The organism is Pseudomonas sp. GW821-FHT09D08, assembly GCF_059416305.1.
This window is the reverse complement of sequence record NZ_JBWKOX010000033.1, coordinates 1-22,038: the sequence shown is the minus strand read 5'-3', so window position 1 is coordinate 22,038 and position 22,038 is coordinate 1. Positions and strand designations below refer to the sequence as shown.

The 22,038-nt window shown below is 60.3% G+C and carries 20 protein-coding genes and 1 tRNA gene; 19 read left to right on the top strand and 2 right to left on the bottom strand.

The genetic code is table 11. The features are described 5' to 3' along the window. Window positions 1-285: 285 nt before the first annotated feature. Window positions 286-600, bottom strand: a complete 315-nt coding sequence (locus AC07OP_RS30390) for a hypothetical protein (protein WP_027604109.1) — start codon at window positions 598-600, stop codon at window positions 286-288. 367 nt (window positions 601-967) lie between these two features. On the opposite strand from AC07OP_RS30390, the gene thrS reads away from it, so the two are divergent. The 10 genes from thrS to AC07OP_RS30340 all read left to right on the top strand — a co-directional run bounded on the left by thrS (window position 968) and on the right by AC07OP_RS30340 (window position 9,189). Continuing rightward, window positions 968-2,890: a threonine--tRNA ligase gene (gene thrS, locus AC07OP_RS30385; protein ID WP_048719014.1), complete on the top strand. Its 1,923-nt coding sequence runs from the start codon at window positions 968-970 to the stop codon at window positions 2,888-2,890. Continuing rightward, complete coding sequence (infC, locus tag AC07OP_RS30380; RefSeq protein ID WP_015884933.1) at window positions 2,890-3,441, top strand: translation initiation factor IF-3; 552 nt, start codon at window positions 2,890-2,892, stop codon at window positions 3,439-3,441. The genes thrS and infC overlap by 1 nt, the downstream gene beginning before the upstream one ends. Window positions 3,442-3,501: 60 nt before the next feature. Then, complete coding sequence (gene rpmI / locus AC07OP_RS30375; protein WP_002553160.1) at window positions 3,502-3,696, top strand: 50S ribosomal protein L35; 195 nt, start codon at window positions 3,502-3,504, stop codon at window positions 3,694-3,696. 30 nt (window positions 3,697-3,726) lie between these two features. After that, a complete protein-coding gene (gene rplT, locus AC07OP_RS30370; protein WP_003174975.1) occupies window positions 3,727-4,083 on the top strand; it encodes a 50S ribosomal protein L20 in 357 nt (118 codons plus the stop codon). 109 nt (window positions 4,084-4,192) lie between these two features. Then, window positions 4,193-5,209: a phenylalanine--tRNA ligase subunit alpha gene (gene pheS, locus AC07OP_RS30365; protein ID WP_017737822.1), complete on the top strand. Its 1,017-nt coding sequence runs from the start codon at window positions 4,193-4,195 to the stop codon at window positions 5,207-5,209. Window positions 5,210-5,235: 26 nt separating this feature from the next. Continuing rightward, window positions 5,236-7,614, top strand: coding sequence for a phenylalanine--tRNA ligase subunit beta (pheT, locus tag AC07OP_RS30360; protein ID WP_495103186.1), 2,379 nt, complete (start codon window positions 5,236-5,238; stop codon window positions 7,612-7,614). A 3-nt stretch (window positions 7,615-7,617) separates the two neighbouring features. Beyond that, a complete protein-coding gene (gene ihfA / locus AC07OP_RS30355; RefSeq protein ID WP_002553164.1) occupies window positions 7,618-7,920 on the top strand; it encodes an integration host factor subunit alpha in 303 nt (100 codons plus the stop codon). Next, a complete protein-coding gene (locus AC07OP_RS30350) occupies window positions 7,901-8,257 on the top strand; it encodes a MerR family transcriptional regulator (protein WP_003174972.1) in 357 nt (118 codons plus the stop codon). The genes ihfA and AC07OP_RS30350 overlap by 20 nt, the downstream gene beginning before the upstream one ends. Before the next feature lie 90 nt (window positions 8,258-8,347). Further along, window positions 8,348-8,424 (top strand) — tRNA-Pro (locus AC07OP_RS30345). 204 nt (window positions 8,425-8,628) lie between these two features. Next, a complete protein-coding gene (locus AC07OP_RS30340; protein ID WP_495103187.1) occupies window positions 8,629-9,189 on the top strand; it encodes a cytochrome b in 561 nt (186 codons plus the stop codon). A gap of 189 nt (window positions 9,190-9,378) precedes the next feature. Here AC07OP_RS30340 and bamA read toward each other — a convergent pair whose 3' ends face one another. Then, entirely contained in the window at window positions 9,379-11,745 is a 2,367-nt protein-coding gene (gene bamA / locus AC07OP_RS30335) for an outer membrane protein assembly factor BamA (protein WP_027607396.1), read from the bottom strand. 196 nt (window positions 11,746-11,941) lie between these two features. Between bamA and AC07OP_RS30330 the strand changes: the two genes are divergently transcribed. From AC07OP_RS30330 to AC07OP_RS30290, 9 genes are all read left to right on the top strand, one after another. Beyond that, the gene (locus AC07OP_RS30330) at window positions 11,942-12,625 is read left to right on the top strand and encodes a response regulator (RefSeq protein WP_495103188.1); all 684 of its coding nucleotides are present in this window, start codon (window positions 11,942-11,944) and stop codon (window positions 12,623-12,625) included. Continuing rightward, on the top strand, window positions 12,622-13,905 hold the full coding sequence (locus tag AC07OP_RS30325) for a HAMP domain-containing sensor histidine kinase (RefSeq protein WP_098479038.1): 1,284 nt from the start codon (window positions 12,622-12,624) through the stop codon (window positions 13,903-13,905). Before AC07OP_RS30330 ends, AC07OP_RS30325 begins: the two co-directional genes overlap by 4 nt. A gap of 57 nt (window positions 13,906-13,962) precedes the next feature. Continuing rightward, window positions 13,963-14,400, top strand: coding sequence for a hypothetical protein (locus tag AC07OP_RS30320; protein WP_027607399.1), 438 nt, complete (start codon window positions 13,963-13,965; stop codon window positions 14,398-14,400). A gap of 255 nt (window positions 14,401-14,655) precedes the next feature. Next, entirely contained in the window at window positions 14,656-15,324 is a 669-nt protein-coding gene (locus AC07OP_RS30315; protein WP_065940326.1) for a GntR family transcriptional regulator, read from the top strand. 64 nt (window positions 15,325-15,388) lie between these two features. Further along, a complete protein-coding gene (locus AC07OP_RS30310; RefSeq protein WP_495103189.1) occupies window positions 15,389-16,195 on the top strand; it encodes an ABC transporter substrate-binding protein in 807 nt (268 codons plus the stop codon). A gap of 12 nt (window positions 16,196-16,207) precedes the next feature. After that, window positions 16,208-16,984, top strand: coding sequence for an amino acid ABC transporter permease (locus AC07OP_RS30305; RefSeq protein WP_027607402.1), 777 nt, complete (start codon window positions 16,208-16,210; stop codon window positions 16,982-16,984). 2 nt (window positions 16,985-16,986) lie between these two features. Further along, entirely contained in the window at window positions 16,987-17,766 is a 780-nt protein-coding gene (locus tag AC07OP_RS30300) for an amino acid ABC transporter ATP-binding protein (protein WP_027607403.1), read from the top strand. 22 nt (window positions 17,767-17,788) lie between these two features. Next, entirely contained in the window at window positions 17,789-19,399 is a 1,611-nt protein-coding gene (locus AC07OP_RS30295) for a gamma-glutamyltransferase family protein (RefSeq protein ID WP_495103190.1), read from the top strand. Window positions 19,400-19,521: 122 nt separating this feature from the next. After that, a complete protein-coding gene (locus AC07OP_RS30290; RefSeq protein ID WP_495103191.1) occupies window positions 19,522-21,927 on the top strand; it encodes a TonB-dependent siderophore receptor in 2,406 nt (801 codons plus the stop codon). Window positions 21,928-22,038 lie beyond the last annotated feature (111 nt).

Below are 22,038 nucleotides of genomic sequence, written 5' to 3'. Positions count from 1 at the left end.
TATCTCCAAGAAACATATATTTTCAGTAGTGCTGTGCTGCTCAGGCCAACTGGGCACACTGGGCTATCATAGTCGAAATGTTCGGCTTGGGAGCCCCCCCAAGGCATTGTTTGCTAATCAATAGCGTTGCGTTTGCTACTTGTGTCGGCTGAAAGCCCCGATCTACGGGGCTTCGGCACGAAATATCAGCTGGTAAAAAAAGCCGTAAAAGCTGCGTAATTTGTGCGAAATGGCAGTTTTCGGGCTGTTTTCCTGGCAAAACGGTCGTCTGATCCCGGACCGGTCTTACTTTTTCTTCACGACTTTGCAGGACGAAATAGCCGCGACTGCTTTGTTTTTAAGCTCCGGGCTGGCGTTCTGGTTAGTCATGAGCTCTTTGATTTCCGCAGTGCTCAATTCGGCGTTGATCTTGTCGGCGCCACATTCGCAGTGGGCCTTGGCAGTCTTGACGTCTACGTTCTGGCTGGCGGCCGCGCTGCAGTCGCTGACGAAACTGTCACGGGCACCGGCTGGCCAATTGGATGGAGCGGCAGCCTGCGCGCCGAGGGAAAGGAGGCTCAGGGTAGCGGCGAAAGCGAGGGTCGAGGTAAAACGCATCATGGGATGCTCCTTTGATTCGAGGACGAACGGCGATTCTCAGTGGGTTTGAGGTGTGGCGTACAGCTCAAGTTCACTTTTGCAGCTATAAAGGCTGGAATTTGTCTTTGCGGCGGATACTGTCGGCGCGATGACCGTTCATCTGTGCTAGCATCTTCGGCCTGGCTAATTCCGGGCGCGCCATTTGCCGCCTTGCCATGTTTATTTTCAGCTCACTCCAGTCACTGTGGTTCGATTATCGGTTGGCCGAAAGGCTCCTGCCGCTGTAAGGCAGGCGTTCATCATTGAACGGCCTGGTGTTGGATCTTGTACTGGCTCATCCCAACCCACGTGACCTTTGGTAGGGGTCACCACTAGGAGAGGAGGCGCCATGCCAACTATTACTCTTCCCGACGGCAGTCAACGTTCATTCGATCATTCGGTTTCCGTAGCCGAGGTCGCCGCATCCATTGGTGCTGGCCTGGCCAAGGCCACCGTGGCCGGCAAGGTCGATGGCAAGCTGGTTGACGCCAGCGACCTGATCACCTCCGATGCCAGCCTGCAAATCATCACGCCCAAGGATCAAGAGGGGCTGGAGATCATTCGCCACTCTTGCGCGCACTTGATTGGCCATGCGGTCAAACAACTGTATCCCACCGCGAAAATGGTGATCGGCCCGGTCATCGACGAAGGCTTTTATTACGACATCGCCTACGAGCGTCCTTTCACCCCGGACGATCTGGCCGCTATCGAACAGCGCATGCACGCCCTGATCGAAAAAGATTACGACGTCATCAAGAAAGTCACTCCGCGCGCCGAAGTGATCGACGTGTTCACTGCGCGTGGCGAAGACTACAAGCTGCGCCTGGTGGAAGACATGCCGGACGAGCAGGCCATGGGCCTGTACTACCACGAAGAATACGTCGACATGTGCCGTGGCCCGCACGTGCCGAACACGCGCTTCCTCAAGTCCTTCAAGCTGACCAAGCTGTCCGGTGCCTACTGGCGCGGCGACGCGAAGAACGAGCAACTGCAACGCATCTACGGCACTGCCTGGGCTGACAAGAAGCAGCTGGCCGCCTATATCCAGCGCATCGAGGAGGCCGAAAAGCGCGACCACCGCAAGATCGGCAAGCGCCTGAACCTGTTCCACCTCCAGGAAGAAGCGCCGGGCATGGTGTTCTGGCACCCGAACGGCTGGACCCTGTATCAGGTGCTCGAGCAGTACATGCGCAAGGTTCAGCGCGACAACGGTTACCTGGAGATCAAGACCCCGCAGGTCGTTGATCGCAGCCTGTGGGAGAAATCCGGACACTGGGCCAACTACGCCGACAATATGTTCACCACCCAGTCGGAAAACCGCGACTACGCCATCAAGCCGATGAACTGCCCATGCCACGTGCAGGTGTTCAATCAAGGTCTGAAGAGCTACCGCGAGTTGCCGATGCGCCTGGCCGAGTTCGGTGCCTGCCACCGTAACGAGCCATCGGGTGCGTTGCACGGCATCATGCGGGTACGCGGCTTCACCCAGGACGACGCCCACATCTTCTGTACCGAAGAGCAGATGCAGGCCGAATCGGCCGCGTTCATCAAGCTGACCATGGACGTTTATCGTGATTTCGGCTTTACCGAAGTCGAGATGAAGCTGTCCACTCGTCCGGAAAAACGCGTCGGTTCCGACGAGCTGTGGGATCGCGCCGAAGCGGCCCTGGCCGCAGCGCTAGACAGTGCGGGCCTTGCGTACGATCTGCAGCCGGGTGAGGGGGCCTTCTACGGGCCGAAGATCGAGTTCTCGTTGAAAGATTGCCTTGGCCGTGTCTGGCAATGTGGTACCTTGCAGCTCGATTTTAACCTGCCGATCCGTTTGGGAGCCGAATACGTCTCCGAAGATAACAGTCGTAAACACCCGGTTATGCTGCACCGGGCGATCCTCGGCTCGTTCGAACGGTTCGTCGGTATCCTGATCGAGCACTACGAGGGTGCGTTCCCTGCGTGGCTGGCTCCGACTCAGGCAGTGATCATGAATATCACTGATAAACAGGCGGATTTTGCTGCTGAAGTTGAAAAAACTCTCAACGAAAGCGGATTTCGTGCCAAGTCCGACTTGAGAAATGAAAAGATCGGCTTTAAAATCCGCGAGCATACTTTGCTCAAGGTTCCCTATCTTTTGGTTATCGGAGATCGGGAAGTCGAGATGCAGACTGTCGCTGTGCGTACTCGTGAAGGTGCTGACCTGGGCTCGATGCCCGTCGCCCAGTTCGCTGAGTTCCTCGCGCAAGCGGTTTCCCGGCGTGGTCGCCCAGATTCGGAGTAATTATTATTAAGCGTGAAATGAGACAAGATAAACGAGCTGCACCGAAAGCCCCGATCAACGAGAATATCTCGGCACGCGAGGTTCGGTTAATTGGCGCTGACGGCGAGCAGATTGGCATCGTCTCGATTGATGAAGCGCTTCGTATTGCAGAAGAGTCCAAGTTGGACCTGGTGGAAATCTCCGCCGATGCAATCCCACCCGTTTGCCGGGTGATGGACTACGGCAAGTCGATCTTCGAAAAGAAGAAGCAGGTTGCCGCGGCGAAGAAGAACCAGAAGCAGATTCAAGTAAAAGAAATCAAGTTTCGTCCAGGGACGGAGGAAGGGGATTACCAGGTAAAACTGCGCAACCTGGTACGTTTCCTGAGTGATGGGGACAGGGCCAAGGTATCCTTGCGATTCCGCGGCCGTGAGATGGCCCACCAGGAGCTGGGGATGGAACTCCTCAAGCGGGTTGAAGCTGACCTGCTCGAGTACGGTTCGGTCGAACAGCATCCTAAGATGGAAGGACGCCAGCTGATCATGGTCATCGCCCCGAAAAAGAAGAAGTAATCAACAGGGCACGGCAGGCCTTCTGATTATGTTTATCAACTGAATGCGGAGTATCCGAACATGCCAAAGATGAAGACTAAAAGTGGTGCTGCTAAGCGGTTTCTGAAAACTGCTAACGGTATCAAGCACAAGCACGCTTTCAAGAGCCACATCCTGACCAAAATGTCGACCAAGCGTAAGCGTCAACTGCGCGGTAGCAGCTTGCTGCATCCGTCTGACGTGGCAAAAGTCGAGCGCATGCTGCGCCTTCGTTAATTTTTGGATCAAGAATAGAGGAAGTAACTCATGGCTCGTGTAAAGCGTGGCGTCATTGCCCGTAAACGTCACAAAAAAATTCTGAAACTCGCTAAAGGCTACTACGGCGCACGCTCACGCGTATTCCGTGTTGCCAAGCAAGCGGTAATCAAGGCAGGCCAATACGCCTACCGCGACCGTCGTCAGAAAAAACGTCAGTTCCGCGCTCTGTGGATCGCTCGTATCAATGCTGGTGCACGTGTTAACGGTCTGTCCTACAGCCGTTTCATCGCTGGCCTGAAAAAAGCGTCCATCGAAATCGACCGTAAGGTTCTGGCTGAACTGGCCGTGAACGAAAAAGCGGTGTTTGCTGCGATTGTCGAGAAAGCTAAAGCCACCTTGGCTTAAGTACCCCCGACAGTCACCCTGGGCTGCGCCTGTAGCCCAAGGTGGTAAACGTCATAAATAGGGGAAGAGCCTTCAAGCTCTTCCCCTATTTTGTATCTGGAGTCTGTACATGGAAAACCTGGACGCGCTCGTCGCTCAAGCTCTTGAGGCTGTGCAAAGCGCTGAAGATATCAATGCCCTGGAGCAAATCCGGGTTCACTACCTTGGCAAAAAGGGTGAATTGACTCAGGTGATGAAGACCCTGGGAAATTTGCCGGCTGAAGAGCGCCCGCAAGTCGGCGCGCTGATCAACGTTGCCAAGGAGCGTGTCACAGAGGTGCTCAATGCGCGCAAGGCGACCATGGAGGAGGCCGATCTCGCGGCCAAACTCGCCGCCGAGTCCATTGATGTAACCCTGCCTGGTCGCGGCCAGGCCTCGGGCGGTCTGCATCCGATCACCCGGACTCTGGAACGCATCGAGCAGTTCTTCACCCACATCGGCTACGGCATTGCCGAAGGCCCTGAGGTCGAAGACGACTATCACAACTTCGAGGCGCTCAACATCCCAGGCCATCACCCGGCCCGGTCGATGCACGACACCTTCTATTTCAATGCAAACATGCTGTTGCGCACCCATACCTCCCCGGTACAGGTCCGCACCATGGAAGCGAACAAGCCGCCGATCCGCATTGTCTGCCCAGGCCGTGTGTACCGCAGCGACTCAGATATCACCCACTCGCCGATGTTCCACCAGGTCGAAGGCCTGTTGGTTGATCGCGACATCAACTTCGCCGACCTCAAGGGCACCATCGAAGAGTTCCTGCGAGTGTTCTTCGAGAAAGAGCTGGCGGTGCGTTTCCGTCCATCATTCTTCCCGTTCACCGAGCCATCCGCAGAAGTCGACATGGAATGCGTGATGTGCAGCGGTAAAGGCTGCCGCGTCTGCAAGCAGACTGGCTGGCTGGAAGTGATGGGCTGCGGCATGGTTCACCCCAATGTGCTGCGCATGTCCGGGATTGATCCGGAAGAGTTCTCGGGCTTTGCCTTCGGCATGGGCGTTGAGCGTCTGGCCATGCTGCGTTACGGCGTGAACGACTTGCGTCTGTTCTTCGACAACGACTTGCGGTTCCTCGCGCAATTTCGCTAGTCGTAACGAATCTTTAGGAGAGCAGGATGAAATTCAGTGAACAATGGCTGCGCGGCTGGGTAAGCCCGCAGGTAGATCGCGATGCGCTGGTTGCGCGTCTGTCGATGGCCGGTCTTGAGGTCGATAGCGTTACGCCGGCCGCCGGTGTTTTCAGTGGCGTGGTGGTGGGCGAAGTGCTGAGCACCGAGCAACACCCCGATGCTGACAAATTGCGTGTGTGCCAGGTCAGCAATGGCGCACAAACGTTCCAGGTCGTGTGCGGAGCGCCCAACGTGCGCCCGGGTCTGAAGATCCCGTTCGCCATGATCGGCGCCGAACTGCCGGGCGACTTCAAGATCAAGAAAGCCAAGCTGCGTGGCGTCGAGTCCAACGGCATGCTGTGCTCCCAGGCGGAGCTGCAAGTAGGCGAGGGCAACGATGGGCTGATGGAACTGCCGGGCGATGCGCCAGTGGGCCAGGACATTCGCGTCTACCTGGAGCTGGAAGACGCCAGCATCGAGGTTGATCTGACTCCGAACCGTGGCGACTGCCTGTCCCTGGCTGGCCTGGCACGTGAAGTGGGCGCGCTGTACAACGCTCCCGTGACGCGTCCAGTGGTGGCCGCAATGGCTGCTGTGCATGATGAAGTACGTCCGATCGAAGTACTGGCGCCAAGCGCTTGCCCGCGTTACCTGGGGCGTGTGATCCGCAACGTCGACCTGTCCAGGCCAACCCCGCTGTGGATGGTTGAGCGCCTGCGTCGCGCCGACGTGCGCAGCATCGACGCGGCCGTCGACATCACCAACTACGTGATGCTTGAACTGGGCCAACCGCTGCACGCTTTCGATCTCGCTGAAATCAATGGCGGCATCCGCGTGCGCATGGCCGAAGAAGGCGAGAAGCTGGTTCTGCTCGACGGCCAGGAAGTCAGCCTGCGCGCCGACACCCTGGTGATCGCTGACCATTCCCGCGCCCTGGCGATTGCCGGTGTGATGGGGGGCGAGCACAGCGGTGTGTCCGCGACCACGCGCGATGTCTTCCTTGAAAGTGCGTTCTTCGACCAGATTGCTATCGCTGGCAAGGCCCGCTCCTACGGCCTGCACACCGATGCGTCGCATCGCTATGAGCGTGGTGTGGACTGGAAGCTCGCCCGTGAAGCCATGGAGCGCGCAACTGGCCTGCTGCTGGAAATCACCGGTGGCGAAGCTGGCCCGATCACTGAAACCGTCAACGAACAGTACCTGCCGTCCGTTGCGCCAATTACCCTGCGCGCCAAAAGTGTCGAGCAAATGCTTGGCCTGGTCATCGCACCGGCTGAAATCGAGCAATTGTTGTCGGCCCTCGGGCTGAGCATTTCTGCGGGTGGGGAAGGGCAGTGGCGTGTTGAAGTGCCAAGCCATCGCTTCGATATCAGCCTGGAAGTCGATCTGATCGAAGAGTTGGCTCGCCTGTACGGTTACAACCGCCTGCCGGTTCGTTACCCGCAAGCGCGCCTGGCACCGCAACCCAAGGCAGAAGCACGTGCGCACTTGCCTGAGCTGCGTCGCCTGCTGGTTGCTCGTGGCTATCAGGAAGCGGTGACCTACAGCTTCATCGATCCCAAGCAGTTCGAGCTGTTCAATCCGGGCGTCGAGCCGCTGCTGCTGGCCAACCCGATCTCCAACGACATGGCCGCCATGCGTTCATCCCTGTGGCCAGGCCTGGTGAAAGCCCTTTCCCATAACCTGAACCGTCAGCAAGACCGCGTGCGCATGTTCGAAAGCGGCCTGCGGTTTGTCGGTCAACTCGACGGCCTGAAGCAAGAGCCGATGCTGGCCGGTGTTGTTTGCGGCAGCCGCTTGCCGGAAGGCTGGGCGCAAGGCCGGGATGCCGTGGACTTCTTCGACGTTAAAGCGGACGTGGAAGCGGTACTGGGTTTTGCCGGTGCACTGGACGACTTCACATTTGTGCCAGGCAGCCACCCGGCGCTGCACCCAGGTCAGACTGCGCGTATCGAGCGCGAAGGTCGCCTGGTGGGCTTCGTCGGCGCCATCCACCCGGAACTGTCGAAAACCCTTGGGCTCGACCGCCCGGTCTTCGTCTTCGAACTGGTCCTGGCTGAAGTGGCCTCGGGCAAGATGCCTAAATTCAGCGAGTTGTCGCGCTTCCCTGAAGTGCGTCGTGACCTGGCCCTGATCGCCGATCGTGAAGTCGCCGCTACTGCTGTTCTGGATGTAATCCGTGAAAATGCAGGGGAATGGCTGACAGACCTCAGGCTATTTGACGTCTATCAGGGTAAAGGCATTGATCCGCATAGAAAAAGCCTTGCAGTTGGCTTGACCTGGCAGCATCCATCGCGCACTCTTAATGACGATGAGGTGAATGCCACGACACAAAATATCCTCACCTCGCTCGAACAAAGGTTGAACGCCACGTTAAGGAAGTGACGTATGGGGGCTTTGACGAAAGCTGAGATGGCGGAACGTCTGTACGAAGAGTTGGGTCTGAACAAGCGCGAGGCCAAGGAATTGGTCGAGCTGTTTTTTGAAGAGATCAGACACGCTCTGGAAGACAACGAACAGGTCAAATTGTCCGGTTTCGGCAATTTTGACCTGCGGGACAAACGCCAGCGGCCTGGCCGCAATCCAAAAACGGGAGAAGAAATCCCGATCACGGCTCGCCGTGTGGTCACCTTTCGTCCAGGGCAGAAGTTGAAGGCCCGAGTTGAGGCTTATGCTGGAACCAAGTCATAACGACGAGCTACCCGTCATCCCAGGCAAACGCTACTTCACCATTGGTGAAGTCAGCGAGCTCTGTGCGGTAAAACCGCACGTGCTGCGCTATTGGGAGCAGGAGTTTCCTCAACTCAACCCCGTGAAACGCACTGGGAACCGTCGGTATTATCAGCGCCAGGATGTGCTGATGATCCGACAGATCCGTGCATTGCTGTATGACCAGGGTTTCACCATCAGCGGCGCGCGCCAGCGTATGTCCGGTGATGAAGCCAAAGACGACACCACCCAGTACAAGCAACTGATCCGCCAGATGATCTCCGAACTGGAAGATGTGCTGGTGGTTTTGAAGAAATGATTCAGGCTTTTAAAATACTTCCACATTTCAAAAGCTTGCGGTATATTCCTGATCGCTTCGTTGCGGAGCGAACCCAGTAACACGCCTAGTCGGGGCGTAGCGCAGTCCGGTAGCGCACTAGCATGGGGTGCTAGGGGTCGAGTGTTCGAATCACTCCGTCCCGACCATATAATTCAATGACTTAGCCCAATCTGGAAAGGTTGGGCTTTTTCATGCCTGAAAAATACCACCGCTTTTTCTCACGCTCATATTCCCCCTTTCATCTTCGCCCCCGAAAACCAAAAAACTCGATGGTAATCATCGGATTTTTGCGGTTTTTCCAAAATGACTGTTGACCATAATCGTGGCTTCTTAACGGGAGGTATGTGCTGATGTCGAACGTAGAAAGCTACACAGCTACCGCAAAGTGGTTGCACTGGGGAATGGCGTTGATCTGGATGGTCGCCTGGCTTGTCGGGATCGTGGCGGTTCATTGGCGTGACGAATTCAACCCTCAGCACCAGCTCACCTTTCTCCATAAGGCGATGGCCAGCGTGCTTCTATTCCTTATCGTCCTGCGCGTTGTCTGGCGTCTTACCCATCCTTCCCCCGCCATGCCCGCGACAATGAGCCCACTGATGAAGCGGGGCGCTTTCGCTGGCCATCTGTTGCTGTACTGCATCGCGCTGGTGGGGCTGCCGATGTCCGGCTGGTATTGGAGTTCGGTCGCAGATAAACCCATCCTGGTCGCCGGTTTGTTCTTGCTGCCGACACTCGTGGAGCCTGATCAAAGCCTGTACGACCTGGCGAAGTCGATTCACACCTACACCGCCTGGCTATGCGGAGTACTTGTAGGTGGACACGTGATCGTGGCCCTGAAACATCACTTTATTGACAAAGACAGGGTGCTCGCGGGCATGCTGCCCGGGCGTGCGACTGATGCACCAAGCTGATCGCAGCGATTGACCGTTCAGGTTTCGGAACGGCTCGCACGATAGGGCCTGACGCTGATGCATGCTCTAGAGGGGCTCGGGGCAGTGTTTTCATCAGGCTCAACGTGCGCTGAGTGCCAATTGTCTACATCACCGCATAGGTGCTCTGGTACGGCGTTTCTTTACAAAAAAGGATACCTAGGCGCGCAATCAAAACGTCTGCCCCATGGAGAACTGAAACACCTGCTTGTCCGCGTTCTCCGGCGTGCGAATCGGGTAGGCCAAGTTCACACTCAGCGGCCCCAGCGGGCTGTACCATGTCACCCCAACTCCCACCGAACTGGCCATCTGGCTTAGGTCCACGCTGCCGCAGCCCTGGGTCGTGCTGAGGTAGCACTTGTCCGAATACACCGTCCCTACGTCCCAGAACAACGAGGTTCGCACGGATTTGTTGTCTTTGATGAACGGCACCGGGAACAGGTACTCCGCGCCGCCGGTTATCAGGATATTGCCGCCCAGCGACTCGGTGTCCCGGTCCGAGTAGTACGCCTGCCCGGCACTGGCGTAGGCACCGGTTGCCGGGGTGTTGCGCGGGCCGAGGGTGCCGCTTTCAAAGCCGCGCACCGTGCCTTCGCCGCCGGCGGTGTAGGTTTCATAGAAGGGCAGCCCGTCCGTGGAGCCGTAGCCGCTGCCGTAGCCGAGCTTGGTGTGAAAGCGCAGTGATGTGGTGTTGCTGACAGGCAGGAACGTCTGCCCCGTGTAGTCGATTTTGTAGAAACTCAGGTCGCTGCCGGGCACCGTCACCATCAGGTTGAGGTTTTGCGAATGCCCGCGAGTCGCCAGCACGCCTTTGTTCAAGGTCGACTCCGACCAGCCAAGGTTGGCCTTGAAGTTGGTGAATTCCTTGCCTTCGCGCTCGATAAAGTCGTAGATCTCGTCGGCGCTGTAGGTGCCCGGTTCGATGCTGTCGTGTTGTACGGTCAGGCCAAAGTTCAAGCGCGAGGTTTCATTGATCGGGTAACCGAGGGTGGTGCCCAGGCCAAAACTATTGATGGCGTAATAGGAAACCCCGTCATCGTAGTACTTGTTGTAGTCGGTCTTGCTGTAGAACGCGTTGTAACCCAGGCTCACCCCGTCGGTGGTGAAGTAGGGATCGGTGAAACCGATGTTGTACTTGCTCTGGTAGGACGAGCGGGTCAGCCCCAGGCTGGCGTAGTTGCCGGTGCCGAGGAAATTGTTCTGGGTGATCGAGCCGCCGAGGATCAGCCCCGAACTCTGGGCAAAGCCGACACTGGCGGTAATCGAACCGGACGCCTGTTCTTCCACGGCGTAGTTCACATCCAACTGGTCATCGAGGCCGGCCACCGCAGGCGTCTCGACGTTCACCTCCTTGAAGAACCCCAGGCGCTCCAGGCGCACCTTGGACTGATCGATCAGGTAGGTTGACGCCCAGCCACCTTCCATCTGGCGCATTTCCCGCCGCAGCACCTTGTCGTCGGTCTTGGTATTGCCACGGAAGTTGATACGGTTGACGTAGGCCCGCTTACCGGGGTCGACGGAGAACGTGACGTCAACCGTGTGGTCTTCATCGTGGGCCTGCGGCACGCCGTTGACGTTGGCGAACGTGTAGCCTTCGTTGCCCAGGCGACGGGTAATCAGCTCCGAGGTGGTGGTCATCAGTTTGCGTGAGAACACCTGGCCCTTCTGCACCAGCAGCAAGGACTGGACCTGGTCCTGCGGGACTTTCAGCTCACCACTGAGCTTCACCTCGCGCACCGTGTATTTCTGGCCTTCCTGGATGTTCACGGTGATGTAGACGTGCTTTTTGTCCGGGGTCATCGAGACCTGGGTCGAGGTGATATCCATATTGATATAGCCACGGTCCAGGTAATAGGAGCGCAAGCGTTCAAGGTCGCCCGACAGCTTCTCCCGTGCGTATTTGTCGTCGTTCTTGAAAAACGACAGCCAGTTGCTGGTCTTGAGGGTGAACTGGTCGATCAGTGCGTCGTCGGGGAACACCGTGTTGCCTACCACGTTGATGTGCTGGATCGACGCCACTTCACCTTCGTCGATCTTGATTTTCAAGCCTACGCGGTTACGCGGCTGAGCCACCACCTGCGCGTCGACCGACGCCGAGTAACGGCCCTGGGCAACGTACTGGCGCTGCAACTCGTTGCGTATCCCTTCCAGGGTGGCGCGTTGGAAAATCTCGCCCTCGGCAAGGCCCGATTGCTTCATGCCTTTCATCAGGTCATCGGTGGCAATCGCCTTGTTGCCCTCGAACTCGATACTGGCAACCGAAGGACGCTCGACTACATTGATGATCAACACATCGCCTTCGCGGCTCAGTTGGATGTCCTGGAAGTAACCGGTCTTGAACAGCGCGCGGGTCGAGTCCACCAGGCGCCGGTCATCCGCTTCGTCGCCGACGTTCAGGGGTAATGCCCCGAACACGCTGCCTGCAGAGACCCGTTGCAGGCCGTTGATTCGAATATCCGAGATTTTGAAGCCTTGGGCGAGTGCCAGTGAGGCATTGAGCAGCAGCGCAACCGAGCAGAGCAGGCGCGAAAAATTCATCAAGATCTTTTCCAGAACACATCGACAAGCAGCGCCGGCACGCATGGACAACTCGCCGCGCGGCCGGACTGGTGAACATCCAGCATACGAGCGAGGGGCGTTTGGTGCGGTTAACCGAATGTCAAGTTAGGTAAAGTTTGGCCTGGGATGCCGATGCCGGGCCGATAATGCGCAACCCCCCACCGACGAGCCCGAGATGATCCGCGTATTGTTGGTCGACGACGACCAGGAACTGACTGACATGCTGAGCCAATACCTCGCGCGCGAAGGCTTTGAGACCACGGCCGTGCACACGGGGGAGGAGGGCGAGGTGGAGGCGCTGTCGGGGCGCTACAGCATTGTGGTGCTGGACGTCATGCTGCCCCAGCGCTCGGGCATCGAGGTGCTCCGGCGCATCCGCGTCGTCAGCCAGGTACCCGTAGTGCTGCTCACCGCCCGTGGAGACAACATCGACCGCATCACCGGCCTGGAACTCGGCGCCGATGATTACGTGCCCAAGCCCAGCTCCCCCGGCGAACTGGTCGCGCGCCTGCGCGCCATCATGCGCAGGGTGCAGCCGGTGGGCCAGCCGACCACCGAAGTGATCACGACCGGCGCGCTGGTGTTGTGGCCCGGCAAGCGCCAGGCCCTGTGGAACGGCCTCGAGCTGGGCGTGACCAGCACCGAGTTCAGCCTGCTGGAAGAGCTGGCCCGCAGTGCCGGTCAGGTAGTGAGTAAAAAGGATCTGTCACTCAATGCCCTCGGTTGCCCGCTGACCCGCTACGACCGGCGCATCGACGTGCATATCAGCAGCATCCGGCAAAAACTCGGGCCGCGCCCGGACACCAAGGCCTGGATTCAGAGCGTACGTGGCCTCGGCTATTTGTTGATTGCCGAATGACCCGGCCCAGCCTGCTGTTCTGGAAACTGTTCCTGGCCTTCTGGCTGGCCACCACCTTGACTTTCCTGGTGGGCGTCGGCGTGCTTGAACTGGGCCGTTTCCAGCCGAATGACCCGCATGTGGAAGCCATGCTGGCGGCCGAAGACAAGCTGCTGCAAACGTTCGGTGTCGAGGCGGGCGGCCAGCTCCTGGCGGTGTGGGAGCGCCCGGCGGATGAGGCCATCGGCGTCTACAACAGTGCCGGGCAATTGCTGATAGGTGGGCCGGTGACGCAGCCGGCCTATGAGCGAGCGGTCGTCAGCAAGGAAGGCCTGGCGCTGTCGATCAGGTCGACCCACGCGCCCGGTAACCCGCCCGGCCGGCCCTGGCACCAGATTCCGTTGATCATCGGCACATTGATGAGTGCGCTGTTCAGCGGCTACATGGCCTATTACCTGGCCTGGCCCCTGGCTTACCTGAAGCGCGCCATGAGCGACGCGGCCCACGGACGCTTCGAAACCCGGGTCAAGCCGGCCATGGGCAAGCGTCGCGACGAGATCGTCGACCTGGCGGAAGACTGCGACCGCATGGCCAACCAGTTGAAGGGGCTGGTGGAGGCCCAGCAGCAACTGCTGCACGACATCTCCCATGAACTGCGCTCCCCGTTGACGCGCATGCAGGCGGCCATCGGCCTGTTGCGCCAGGACGCCGCCCGCCTGGAAATGCTCGAACGCATCGAGCGCGAATCCGAGCGCATGGACACCCTGATCGAGGCGTTGCTGACCCTGGCGCGCCTGCAAGGCCGCCCGGAAAGTATCGAGCGCGAGCCCGTGGATATTGTCGAATTGCTGGCGATGATCGTTGAAGATGCGCAGTTCGAAGCCGGCATCAAAGGCTGTCGCGTGCACCTGCAGGCGTGCCCGCCGTTTATCGCCTGCGTCAGCGGTGAGTTGTTGTACCGCTGCTTCGAGAACGTGATTCGCAATGCCGTGCGCTACACCCGGCCGGACACCACCGTGTGCGTGTCGGCGCAGGTCAACCACGATGCGAACCGCCTCACGGTACAGATCACCGACCAAGGACCGGGCGTCGACAATGACCGGCTGCACAGCATTTTCCAGCCGTTCGAACGTGGTGTGGGCGATGCCAGCGTGGGGTTTGGCCTGGGGCTGGCCATTGCTGCGAGGGCCGTCCAGATGCACGGCGGCCACATCCTCGCGCGCAACGAGCCGGGCGGCGGGCTGACAGTGGAGATCACCCTGCACAGCGCGCGATCTTTACACGACATTACATTGGCTTGACCGCCCTGTACGTCGCGCCTCATTAGACTTGTCGCCATTGATTGAGTGGAGGTGGCGATGTTTCAGGTGCATAAAAAGGGCTTCGTGCCCGGCAGGAAAATGGTCGACGGCCTGGTCCCTTACGACTTCTTTTGCGAAGACAGCCCGGCGATCAATCTGTTTGTGTTCACCGGCGCCGCTACGCCGGGCGCCACCGTCGAAGAACAGACCCTGTGGGGCTTCACTCGGTTGGAACGTTTCGAGGCGATGAGCCACGCGTTGGTGAGCAACCAGCGGCACGCCGGCTGGTTTCAAAGCGTCAATGTGCTCACCGGGCCCAGCCACAACGGCACGCTAAGCGTGAAATTCCAGCGCGTGCTGAAAATCATCAAGCACGCCAGCCCGGCCCGCAAGGCCGACTACGAGATCCTCACCGACGAAGGCGACACCTATTTCACCCGCCAGGCGGTCGGCGAAAACAGCGCGCAAACCGTCATCTATTCGGCCGAGCCATAACGCCAGCGGTGGGCTGGATTCGCCTCAAGCAAAAGCATCTCGCCCACGTCCTGCTTGTTACTTCCGCTCACCAATGGGGCATCTTCTGCGCTATTGGGTAGCAAATTCCCACGCGACTTTTCAACGCCAGCGCCAGCTTTTTCCCTTCTATCCGATCTGAATCAATCACTTGGCTCCTGTTCCAAGCCGTTGGCACGCATCCTGCTTTTTTGTATCCGTGGATAATTGGATACAAAAATTCAAAAGGTGCTGCCGATGCAATTCGCTCCCGCTTACGTTGACCGCCAGCCCCTCACCGCCGAGGAGGAGGCCTACAACTTTCTGCTCGATGCCATTTGCGGCGGCCGCTACCGCAAGGGCGACCGGCTGATCGCCGAAGACATCGCCAGCGAGATCGGCATGAGCCGCATGCCGGTGCGCGAAGCTTTTCGCCGCCTGGACGCCCAGGGCCTGGTGACCCTGCGGCCCAACCGTGGCGCAGTCGTCAGCGGTCTGGATATCGATGAACTGCACGAAGTGTTCGAGATGCGCAGCGCCCTTGAAGGCCTGGCGGTACGCGTTGCCGTCGGCCGGATCGGTGAGCGTCAACTCGCGGCCTTGGAGCGCATGCTCGACGCGATGGACGACTACCGCGATGAGAGCGCCGCCTGGGTCAGCCGCCATCGCGCGTTCCACGAATACCTGTGCAGCCTCAGCGGCCGCCCGCGCCTGATGAAGCAGATTTCGGCGCTGTACTCGCTGGTCGAGGCGCCTATGCGCTTGTGGTTGCAGCACGGTGAAAAACCCCTCAGCGCCCGCCAGGAACACGCGGTGATCCTCGATGCGATCCGCGCCGGCGATGCGGCCCGCGCCGAAGCCGTGGTGCGCGAGCACATCGAAGGCACCGTGCCGGCACTGATCCAGTTCCTGCAAACCGAACAATAAGAAACACCCGCTGTGTTTTGACTTTAGTCCTGCCCCGTTATTCAACGAACTGGAGTGTCTGGTCATGCATAAATGCCGCGCCTTGCTGGTGGCTGTCTCCTTCGGTCTCTGTGCACAAGGGGCCTTTGCTGCGCCTCAAGTGCCGGATCGTCTGCAAAAAGTCGACAAACTTGTCTATTGCTCGGGGATGGATTCCCCGCCCCTGGTGTCCTTCGACGAAGCCCAGAAACCCCGCGGGCTCACCGTCGACCTGGGCCTGGAAATCGCCAGGCGCCTGGGCGACAAGCAAGTGCAATGGCGGGTGATTCCGTTCTCTGGCCTGGTGCCGGCGCTGCTCGCCCAGCAGTGCGACATGATCGTCGACCAGCTGTTCGACAAACCCGAGCGGCGCCAGGTGATCGACATCGTCAACTACATGTATTCCAGCCAGTCGGTGGTGGTGCCCAAGGGCAACCCCAAGGGCATCAAGGCGCTGGATGACCTGTCCGGGCACAAGGTCGCGGTGCTCAACGGCTCAACCATCAAGACCCTGCTCGATGCCCACAATGAAAGCCTGGCCAAGGCCGGCAAGCCCCCGATGAAACTGGTGGTCTACAACACCGACACCGACGCGTTCCAGGCCCTGCGCATCAGCCAGGTCGACGCCTACGGCACCACCGTGGAAACCGCCGGCTACTACGCGGCGATGGCCCCGGACCTGTTCCAGGAAGGCGTGCCGGCGTTCAGCCGCATCCTCACCGGCCTGGGCATACGCAAGGACGACCCGCAACTGACCGCCGCCGTGCAGCAGGTGATCAGCGATATGCGCAGCGATGGCAGCTATGTGCAGTTGCTGAACAAATGGCATGTCAGCAGCGACACACTCGACTGAGGTTCTACAACAATGAATTTCAATTGGGATGTGTTCTGGCAGTACCTGCTGCAGCCCAGTGGGGTTTACCTCACGGGGCTGTGGCTGACCTGCCTGATCAGCGTACTGGCGATGCTGCTGGGCTGCGCGCTGGGGCTGGCGGCGGCGTTGTTGCGCTTGTCGAAGAACCCGCTGTTGCATCTGCCGGTGCGTTTTTACGTGTGGCTGATGCGCGGCACGCCCTTGCTGGTACAGATCGTGTTTCTGTACACGGCGCTGGCGGCGGGCGGGATTTTCCGCTTTGAGGATATCGAGCTGTTCGGCTTGATCGTCCCCGGCAATATCCAGGCGGCGATCATTGCCCTGGGCCTCAACGAAGGTGCCTATATGGCCGAGATCATCCGTGCCGGCATCGGCGCGGTGGACAAGGGCCAATATGAAGCCGGGCGCTCCCTGGGCATGGGCTTCGCCAAGCTGATGCGGCGCATCGTGCTGCCCCAGGCGTTCCGGGTGATCGTGCCGCCGCTGGGCAATGAGTTCAACGTGATGCTCAAGAACACCACCCTGGTCAGCGTGATCGGTGTGCAGGAACTGCTGCTCAGCACCCAGATGATCACCTCGGCCACCTTCCGGGTGTTCGAGCTGTACCTGGTGGTTGCCTTGTACTTCCTGACGCTGACCACCCTCTGGGGCTTTTTCCAGCGCTGGCTCGAAGCCCGTTTCAGCCAGTCCGACCGGCCTTCCGCGCCACCACCGGCAGCCAGCCGCATGTTCGGGCGCAGCACCCTGAAACTGCTGAGGGGACGATAACCATGGCGCACCAAAGTGAAGAGCTGATCATTGAGGCACTGGATATTCAGAAGTCGTTCGGCGCGTTGCAGATCCTCAAGGGTATCTCGCTGCAAGTACGGCGCGGCGAAGTGGTGGTGCTGATCGGCGCCTCGGGCTCGGGCAAGACCACCTTTATCCGCTGCATCAACCTGCTGGAAGACATCCAGGGCGGGCGCATCCGCGTCAACGGCCGCGCCATGGGCTATCGCGAGCGCAGCGACGGCAGCCTGGTGCGTGATTCGGAGCGCAACATCGCCCGCCAGCGCCGCGACATTGGCATGGTGTTCCAGCGCTTCAACCTGTTCCCCCATATGACGGCGCTGGAAAACATCATTGAAGCGCCGATCCAGGTCCTCGGCACGCCACGTGCCGAAGCACTGGAACAGGCCCGTGGCCTGTTGGCGCGGGTCGGCCTGGCGGACAAGGCCAGCCATTACCCGTCGATGCTCTCCGGCGGCCAGCAGCAACGGGTCGCCATCGCCCGCGCCCTGGCGATGAAACCCCAGGCCATGCTGTTCGACGAACCCACCAGCGCCCTCGACCCGGAAACCGTCGGCGAAGTGCTGCAGGTGATGAAAGAGCTGGCCGAGGAGGGCATGACCATGGTGGTGGTCACCCATGAAATGGGCTTTGCCCGGGAAGTGGCAGACCGCGTGGTGGTTCTCGACCAGGGCGAACTCATCGAACAAGGGCCGCCGGAACAGATCTTCAGCCACCCCAGTCATCCCCGGACCCGGGCGTTTCTCAGCCGTGTGTTATGACTTTTTTTGAAGAGCCTTTGCCATGTTGAAATTTTCTGCTCACGAGTATCCCTATCCATCGCAGCGCCAGAGCGTATTTGCCCGCCGTGGCATGGTCGCCGCGTCCCAGCCCCTGGGTGCCCAGGCCGGTATCGAGATCATGCAAAAGGGCGGTAACGCCATCGACGCGGCCATCGCCACGGCGGCCGCGCTCACGGTGGTGGAGCCCACCGGCTGCGGCCTGGGCGGCGATGCGTTTGCCCTGGTGTGGTGCAAGGGCCAGTTGCATGGCCTGAACGGCAATGGCCATGCGCCGGGCGCCTTGAGTGTCGAGGCGGTCAAGGCTGCCGGGCACGATCGGATGCCGCTGTACGGCTGGACCCCGGTGACCGTGCCCGGCTGCCCATCGGCCTGGGCGGAGCTGTCGCAACGCTTCGGCAAGCTGGCGTTTGCCGAGTTGCTGCAACCGGCCATCCGCCTGGCCCGCGAGGGTTTCCCGCTGTCACCGGTGGTTGCCCACCAATGGCAGATCTCCTTGAACGAATTCAGCCCGCACCGCGATGAAGTGCTGCAAGCCTGGTTCGACACGTTCCTCATCGATGGGCGCGCACCCCAAGCGGGCGAGATTTTCCGCAACCCGGCCCAGGCGCGCACCCTGGAAGAACTCGCCGCCAGCCGTTGCGAAAGCCTGTATCGCGGTGCCCTGGCCGCACGCCTGGACGCCCACTCACGGGCCTCCGGGGGTTACCTGCGCGCCAGTGATCTCAAGGACTACCGCGCACAGTGGGTGGACCCGATCCACATCAATTATCGCGGTGTCGACGTCTGGGAAATCCCGCCGAGCGGCCAGGGCCTGGTGGCGCTGATGGCGCTGAACATCCTCGAAGGCTTCACCTTCGATCACCGCGACAGCCAACAGACCTGGCACCGCCAGCTCGAGGCCATGAAGCTCGCCTACAGCGACGGCCTGCATTACATCACCGACCCGCTGCACATGCGCGTGGCAGTGGCCGACCTGCTCAGCGACGACTACAGCGCGCGCCGTCGCAGCCAGATCGGCGAACAGGCCCAGGCGCCCAAGCCCGGTGACCCGCACGCCAGCGGCACAGTGTACCTGGCCACGGCGGACGCCGAAGGCAATATGGTCTCGTTCATCCAGAGCAACTACCACGGCTTCGGCTCCGGCGTGGTACTGCCCGACAGCGGCATTGCGTTGCAGAACCGTGGGCAGGAATTCAGCCTCGACCCGAGCCACGCCAACTGCCTGGCAGCAGGCAAGAAAACCTTCCACACCATCATCCCCGGTTTCCTCACCAAGGACGGCCAGGCCCTGGGCCCGTTCGGCGTGATGGGCGGCTACATGCAGCCCCAGGGTCACGTACAGATGGTGATGAACCTGGTGGACTTCGGCCTCAACCCCCAGGCCGCACTGGATGCGCCGCGCTGGCAATGGCTGGGCGACATGAAGGTCGGCATCGAGCAGGGCGCCTCCCGCGACCTGGCCAATGCCCTGGCCCGGCGTGGTCACCAGGTGCAGATCGCCAGCGACCTCACCGACTACGGCCGTGGGCAGATCATCCTGCGCGACCCGGTCAGCGGCGTGCTGTGCGGCGGCACCGAACCGCGTGCGGATTCCCATATCGCGGTATGGTAGCCAAAGCAGGGCATGGCGCCGCCATTGCCCTGCCATTTTGAAAAAAGTTGGTCGAAGCCTGTCCCCTTTTTTCACCTCGCCTGTCATTCCAGGCAAGTGAACAAAATCGAGAGCTTCTTCCAATGCCCGCAGTCCACCCCTTGCGCTTGCGCCCGTTGCTCAAACTGAGCCTGATGCTGAGCCTCAGCGCCAGCCCCTTGTTCGTCCCCGTCAGCTATGCCGAAGACAGCGCCGCGCGCCGCAGCTACCAGGTGCCGGCCGGCAGCCTGAGTGCGGCGTTGACCCGTTTTGCCGGGCTGTCGGGGGTCAACCTGTCGGTGGACCCGGCGCTGGTCAGCGGGCGCAGCAGCAGCGGTTTATCCGGCGAATATGGCGTGGAAGAGGGCTTTGCCCGCTTGCTGCAAGGCTCCGGCCTGCAATTGCAGCCCATGGAGGAGCAGGCCTACATGCTGGTGCCGGTGCCGGAGGGCGGCAGCCTGGAGCTGGCGCCCACGTCGATTCTCGGTACCACCGGCCTGTACGACGGCGACACCTACGCCGGTGGCCAGGTGGCGCGGCGTGGCTCGCAAGGCCTGCTGGGCACCCGGGACTTCATGGAAACCCCGTTCAGCATGACCACCTACACCCAGGACGCGGTGAAAAACCAGCAGGCGCGCACCCTTGGCGACCTGATCGCCAGCGACCCGTCGGTACGCGCCACCAACCCGGCCGGCGGGCGGTATGAGCAGTTCACCATTCGCGGCTTCAGCCTGTTCAACAGTGATGTGTCGTACAACGGCCTGTACGGCGTGCTGCCGACCTACACCATCGACATGGAGATGGCCGACCGCGTCGACATCTTCAAAGGCCCCACCCAGTTGATCAACGGCATCTCGCCGCGCGGCAGCGTGGGCGGCGGGATCAACGTGGTGCCCAAGCGCGCCACCGACAAGGACATCACCTCGTTCACCGGCACCTGGGCCTCCGACAGCCAGGCCGGTGGCGCCGTGGATGTGGGCCGGCGCTTTGGCGAGGACAACAAGTTCGGCCTGCGCTTCAACGGCGTGAAGCAGTCCGGCGATACCGAATGGGACCACCAGAGCGTCGACCGTGAGATGGCCGTGCTGGGCCTGGATTTTCGTGGCGAGCGCCTGCGCCTTTCCACCGATATCGGCCGCACCGAGCGCGACACCGATGCGCCGCAGGAGCGTGTGCAAGTCGCGGCTGCCGCGCCGGTGCCCAGCGCCAACGATGTGCGCCGCAACTATGCGCAGTCCTGGAGCAAGGCCCGCACCAAGGACACCTTCGGTACGCTGAATGCCGAATATGACCTCAGCGATTCGGTGATGCTCTACGGCGGTGTCGGCGCGCGCAAAAGCAACCACGAGTTCCTGCGCCATGCGGTTTCGGTGACCAATGCGGCCGGTGATTTCACCGTGCAGCCCCGGGACTTCACCCGCGATGAAAACGTCCGTACCGCCACGGCCGGCGTGCGTAACTGGTTCCACACCGGGCCGGTGAGCCATGAGGTCAACCTGGCCGCCAGCTACTTCTATATGGACTTCACCAACGGCGGTGCGCGTTATGCCAACGCATCGAGCAATCTCTACAACCCCGTGCAAACCCCGACGCCGTCGGTGGCCACGCGCCAGGATGCGAAGGTCTATACCGAGAACAAGTTCAGTGGCGTGGCCTTGTCCGACACCCTGGGTTTCTTCGATGACCGCCTGTTGCTCACCCTCGGTGCGCGCTGGCAGCGCGTGATCGTGGATGACTGGAGCAACGGCATCAAAGGCAAGACCAACTACGACGAAGAAAAGATCTCGCCTTCGGGCGGCCTGCTGTTCAAAGCCACCGACAAGCTGTCGCTGTACGCCAACTACATGGAAGGGTTGAGCCAGGGCAAGATCGCACCGTCCACGTCGAGAAACGAAGACCAGATCTTCCCGCCGTTTATCAGCCGCCAGGTGGAAGTCGGCGCCAAGTATGACGCTGGCGCCTTTGCCGTGACCGCCGCGGTGTTCCGCATCAAGCAACCGGCCTACGAGACCAACGCCACGTCGCGGCTGTTCGGTCCCAATGGCAAGCGCCAGAACACCGGTGCGGAGCTGAGCGTGTTCGGCGAACCCCTCAAGGGCGTGCGCCTGCTCGGCGGTGTGATGTACATCGACAGCAAATTGAAGGACACCACCAATGGCGCCTGGGACGGCAACCGCGCGCCGGCCACCCCCAAGTACAACGTCAACCTCGGTGCCGAGTGGGACGTACCGACCCTCCAAGGCCTGACCCTGACCAGCCGGGGCATCCACTCCAGTTCTCAATACCTGGACCAGTCCAACGTCAAGGAAATCGACGCCTGGAACCGCATCGACGTCGGCGCCCGCTACGCGTTCAAGGTCGATGACAAGCACATCACCCTGCGGGCGAACGTGGAGAACGTCGCCGACAAGCGCTACTGGAGTTCGGCCGGCGCGTCGGATGACAGCGAGCCGGGGCTGACCCTGTCGACCCCTCGCACCTACCTGCTGTCTGCCACCGTCGACTTCTAGACGCGGATTAAAAATGTGGGAGGGGGCTTGCCGCAATGCCAGTCAGTTAAGGAGGAACACTGTAACTGTGGTGAGCGGGCTTGCCCCGCGTTGGGCTGCGCAGCAGCCCCA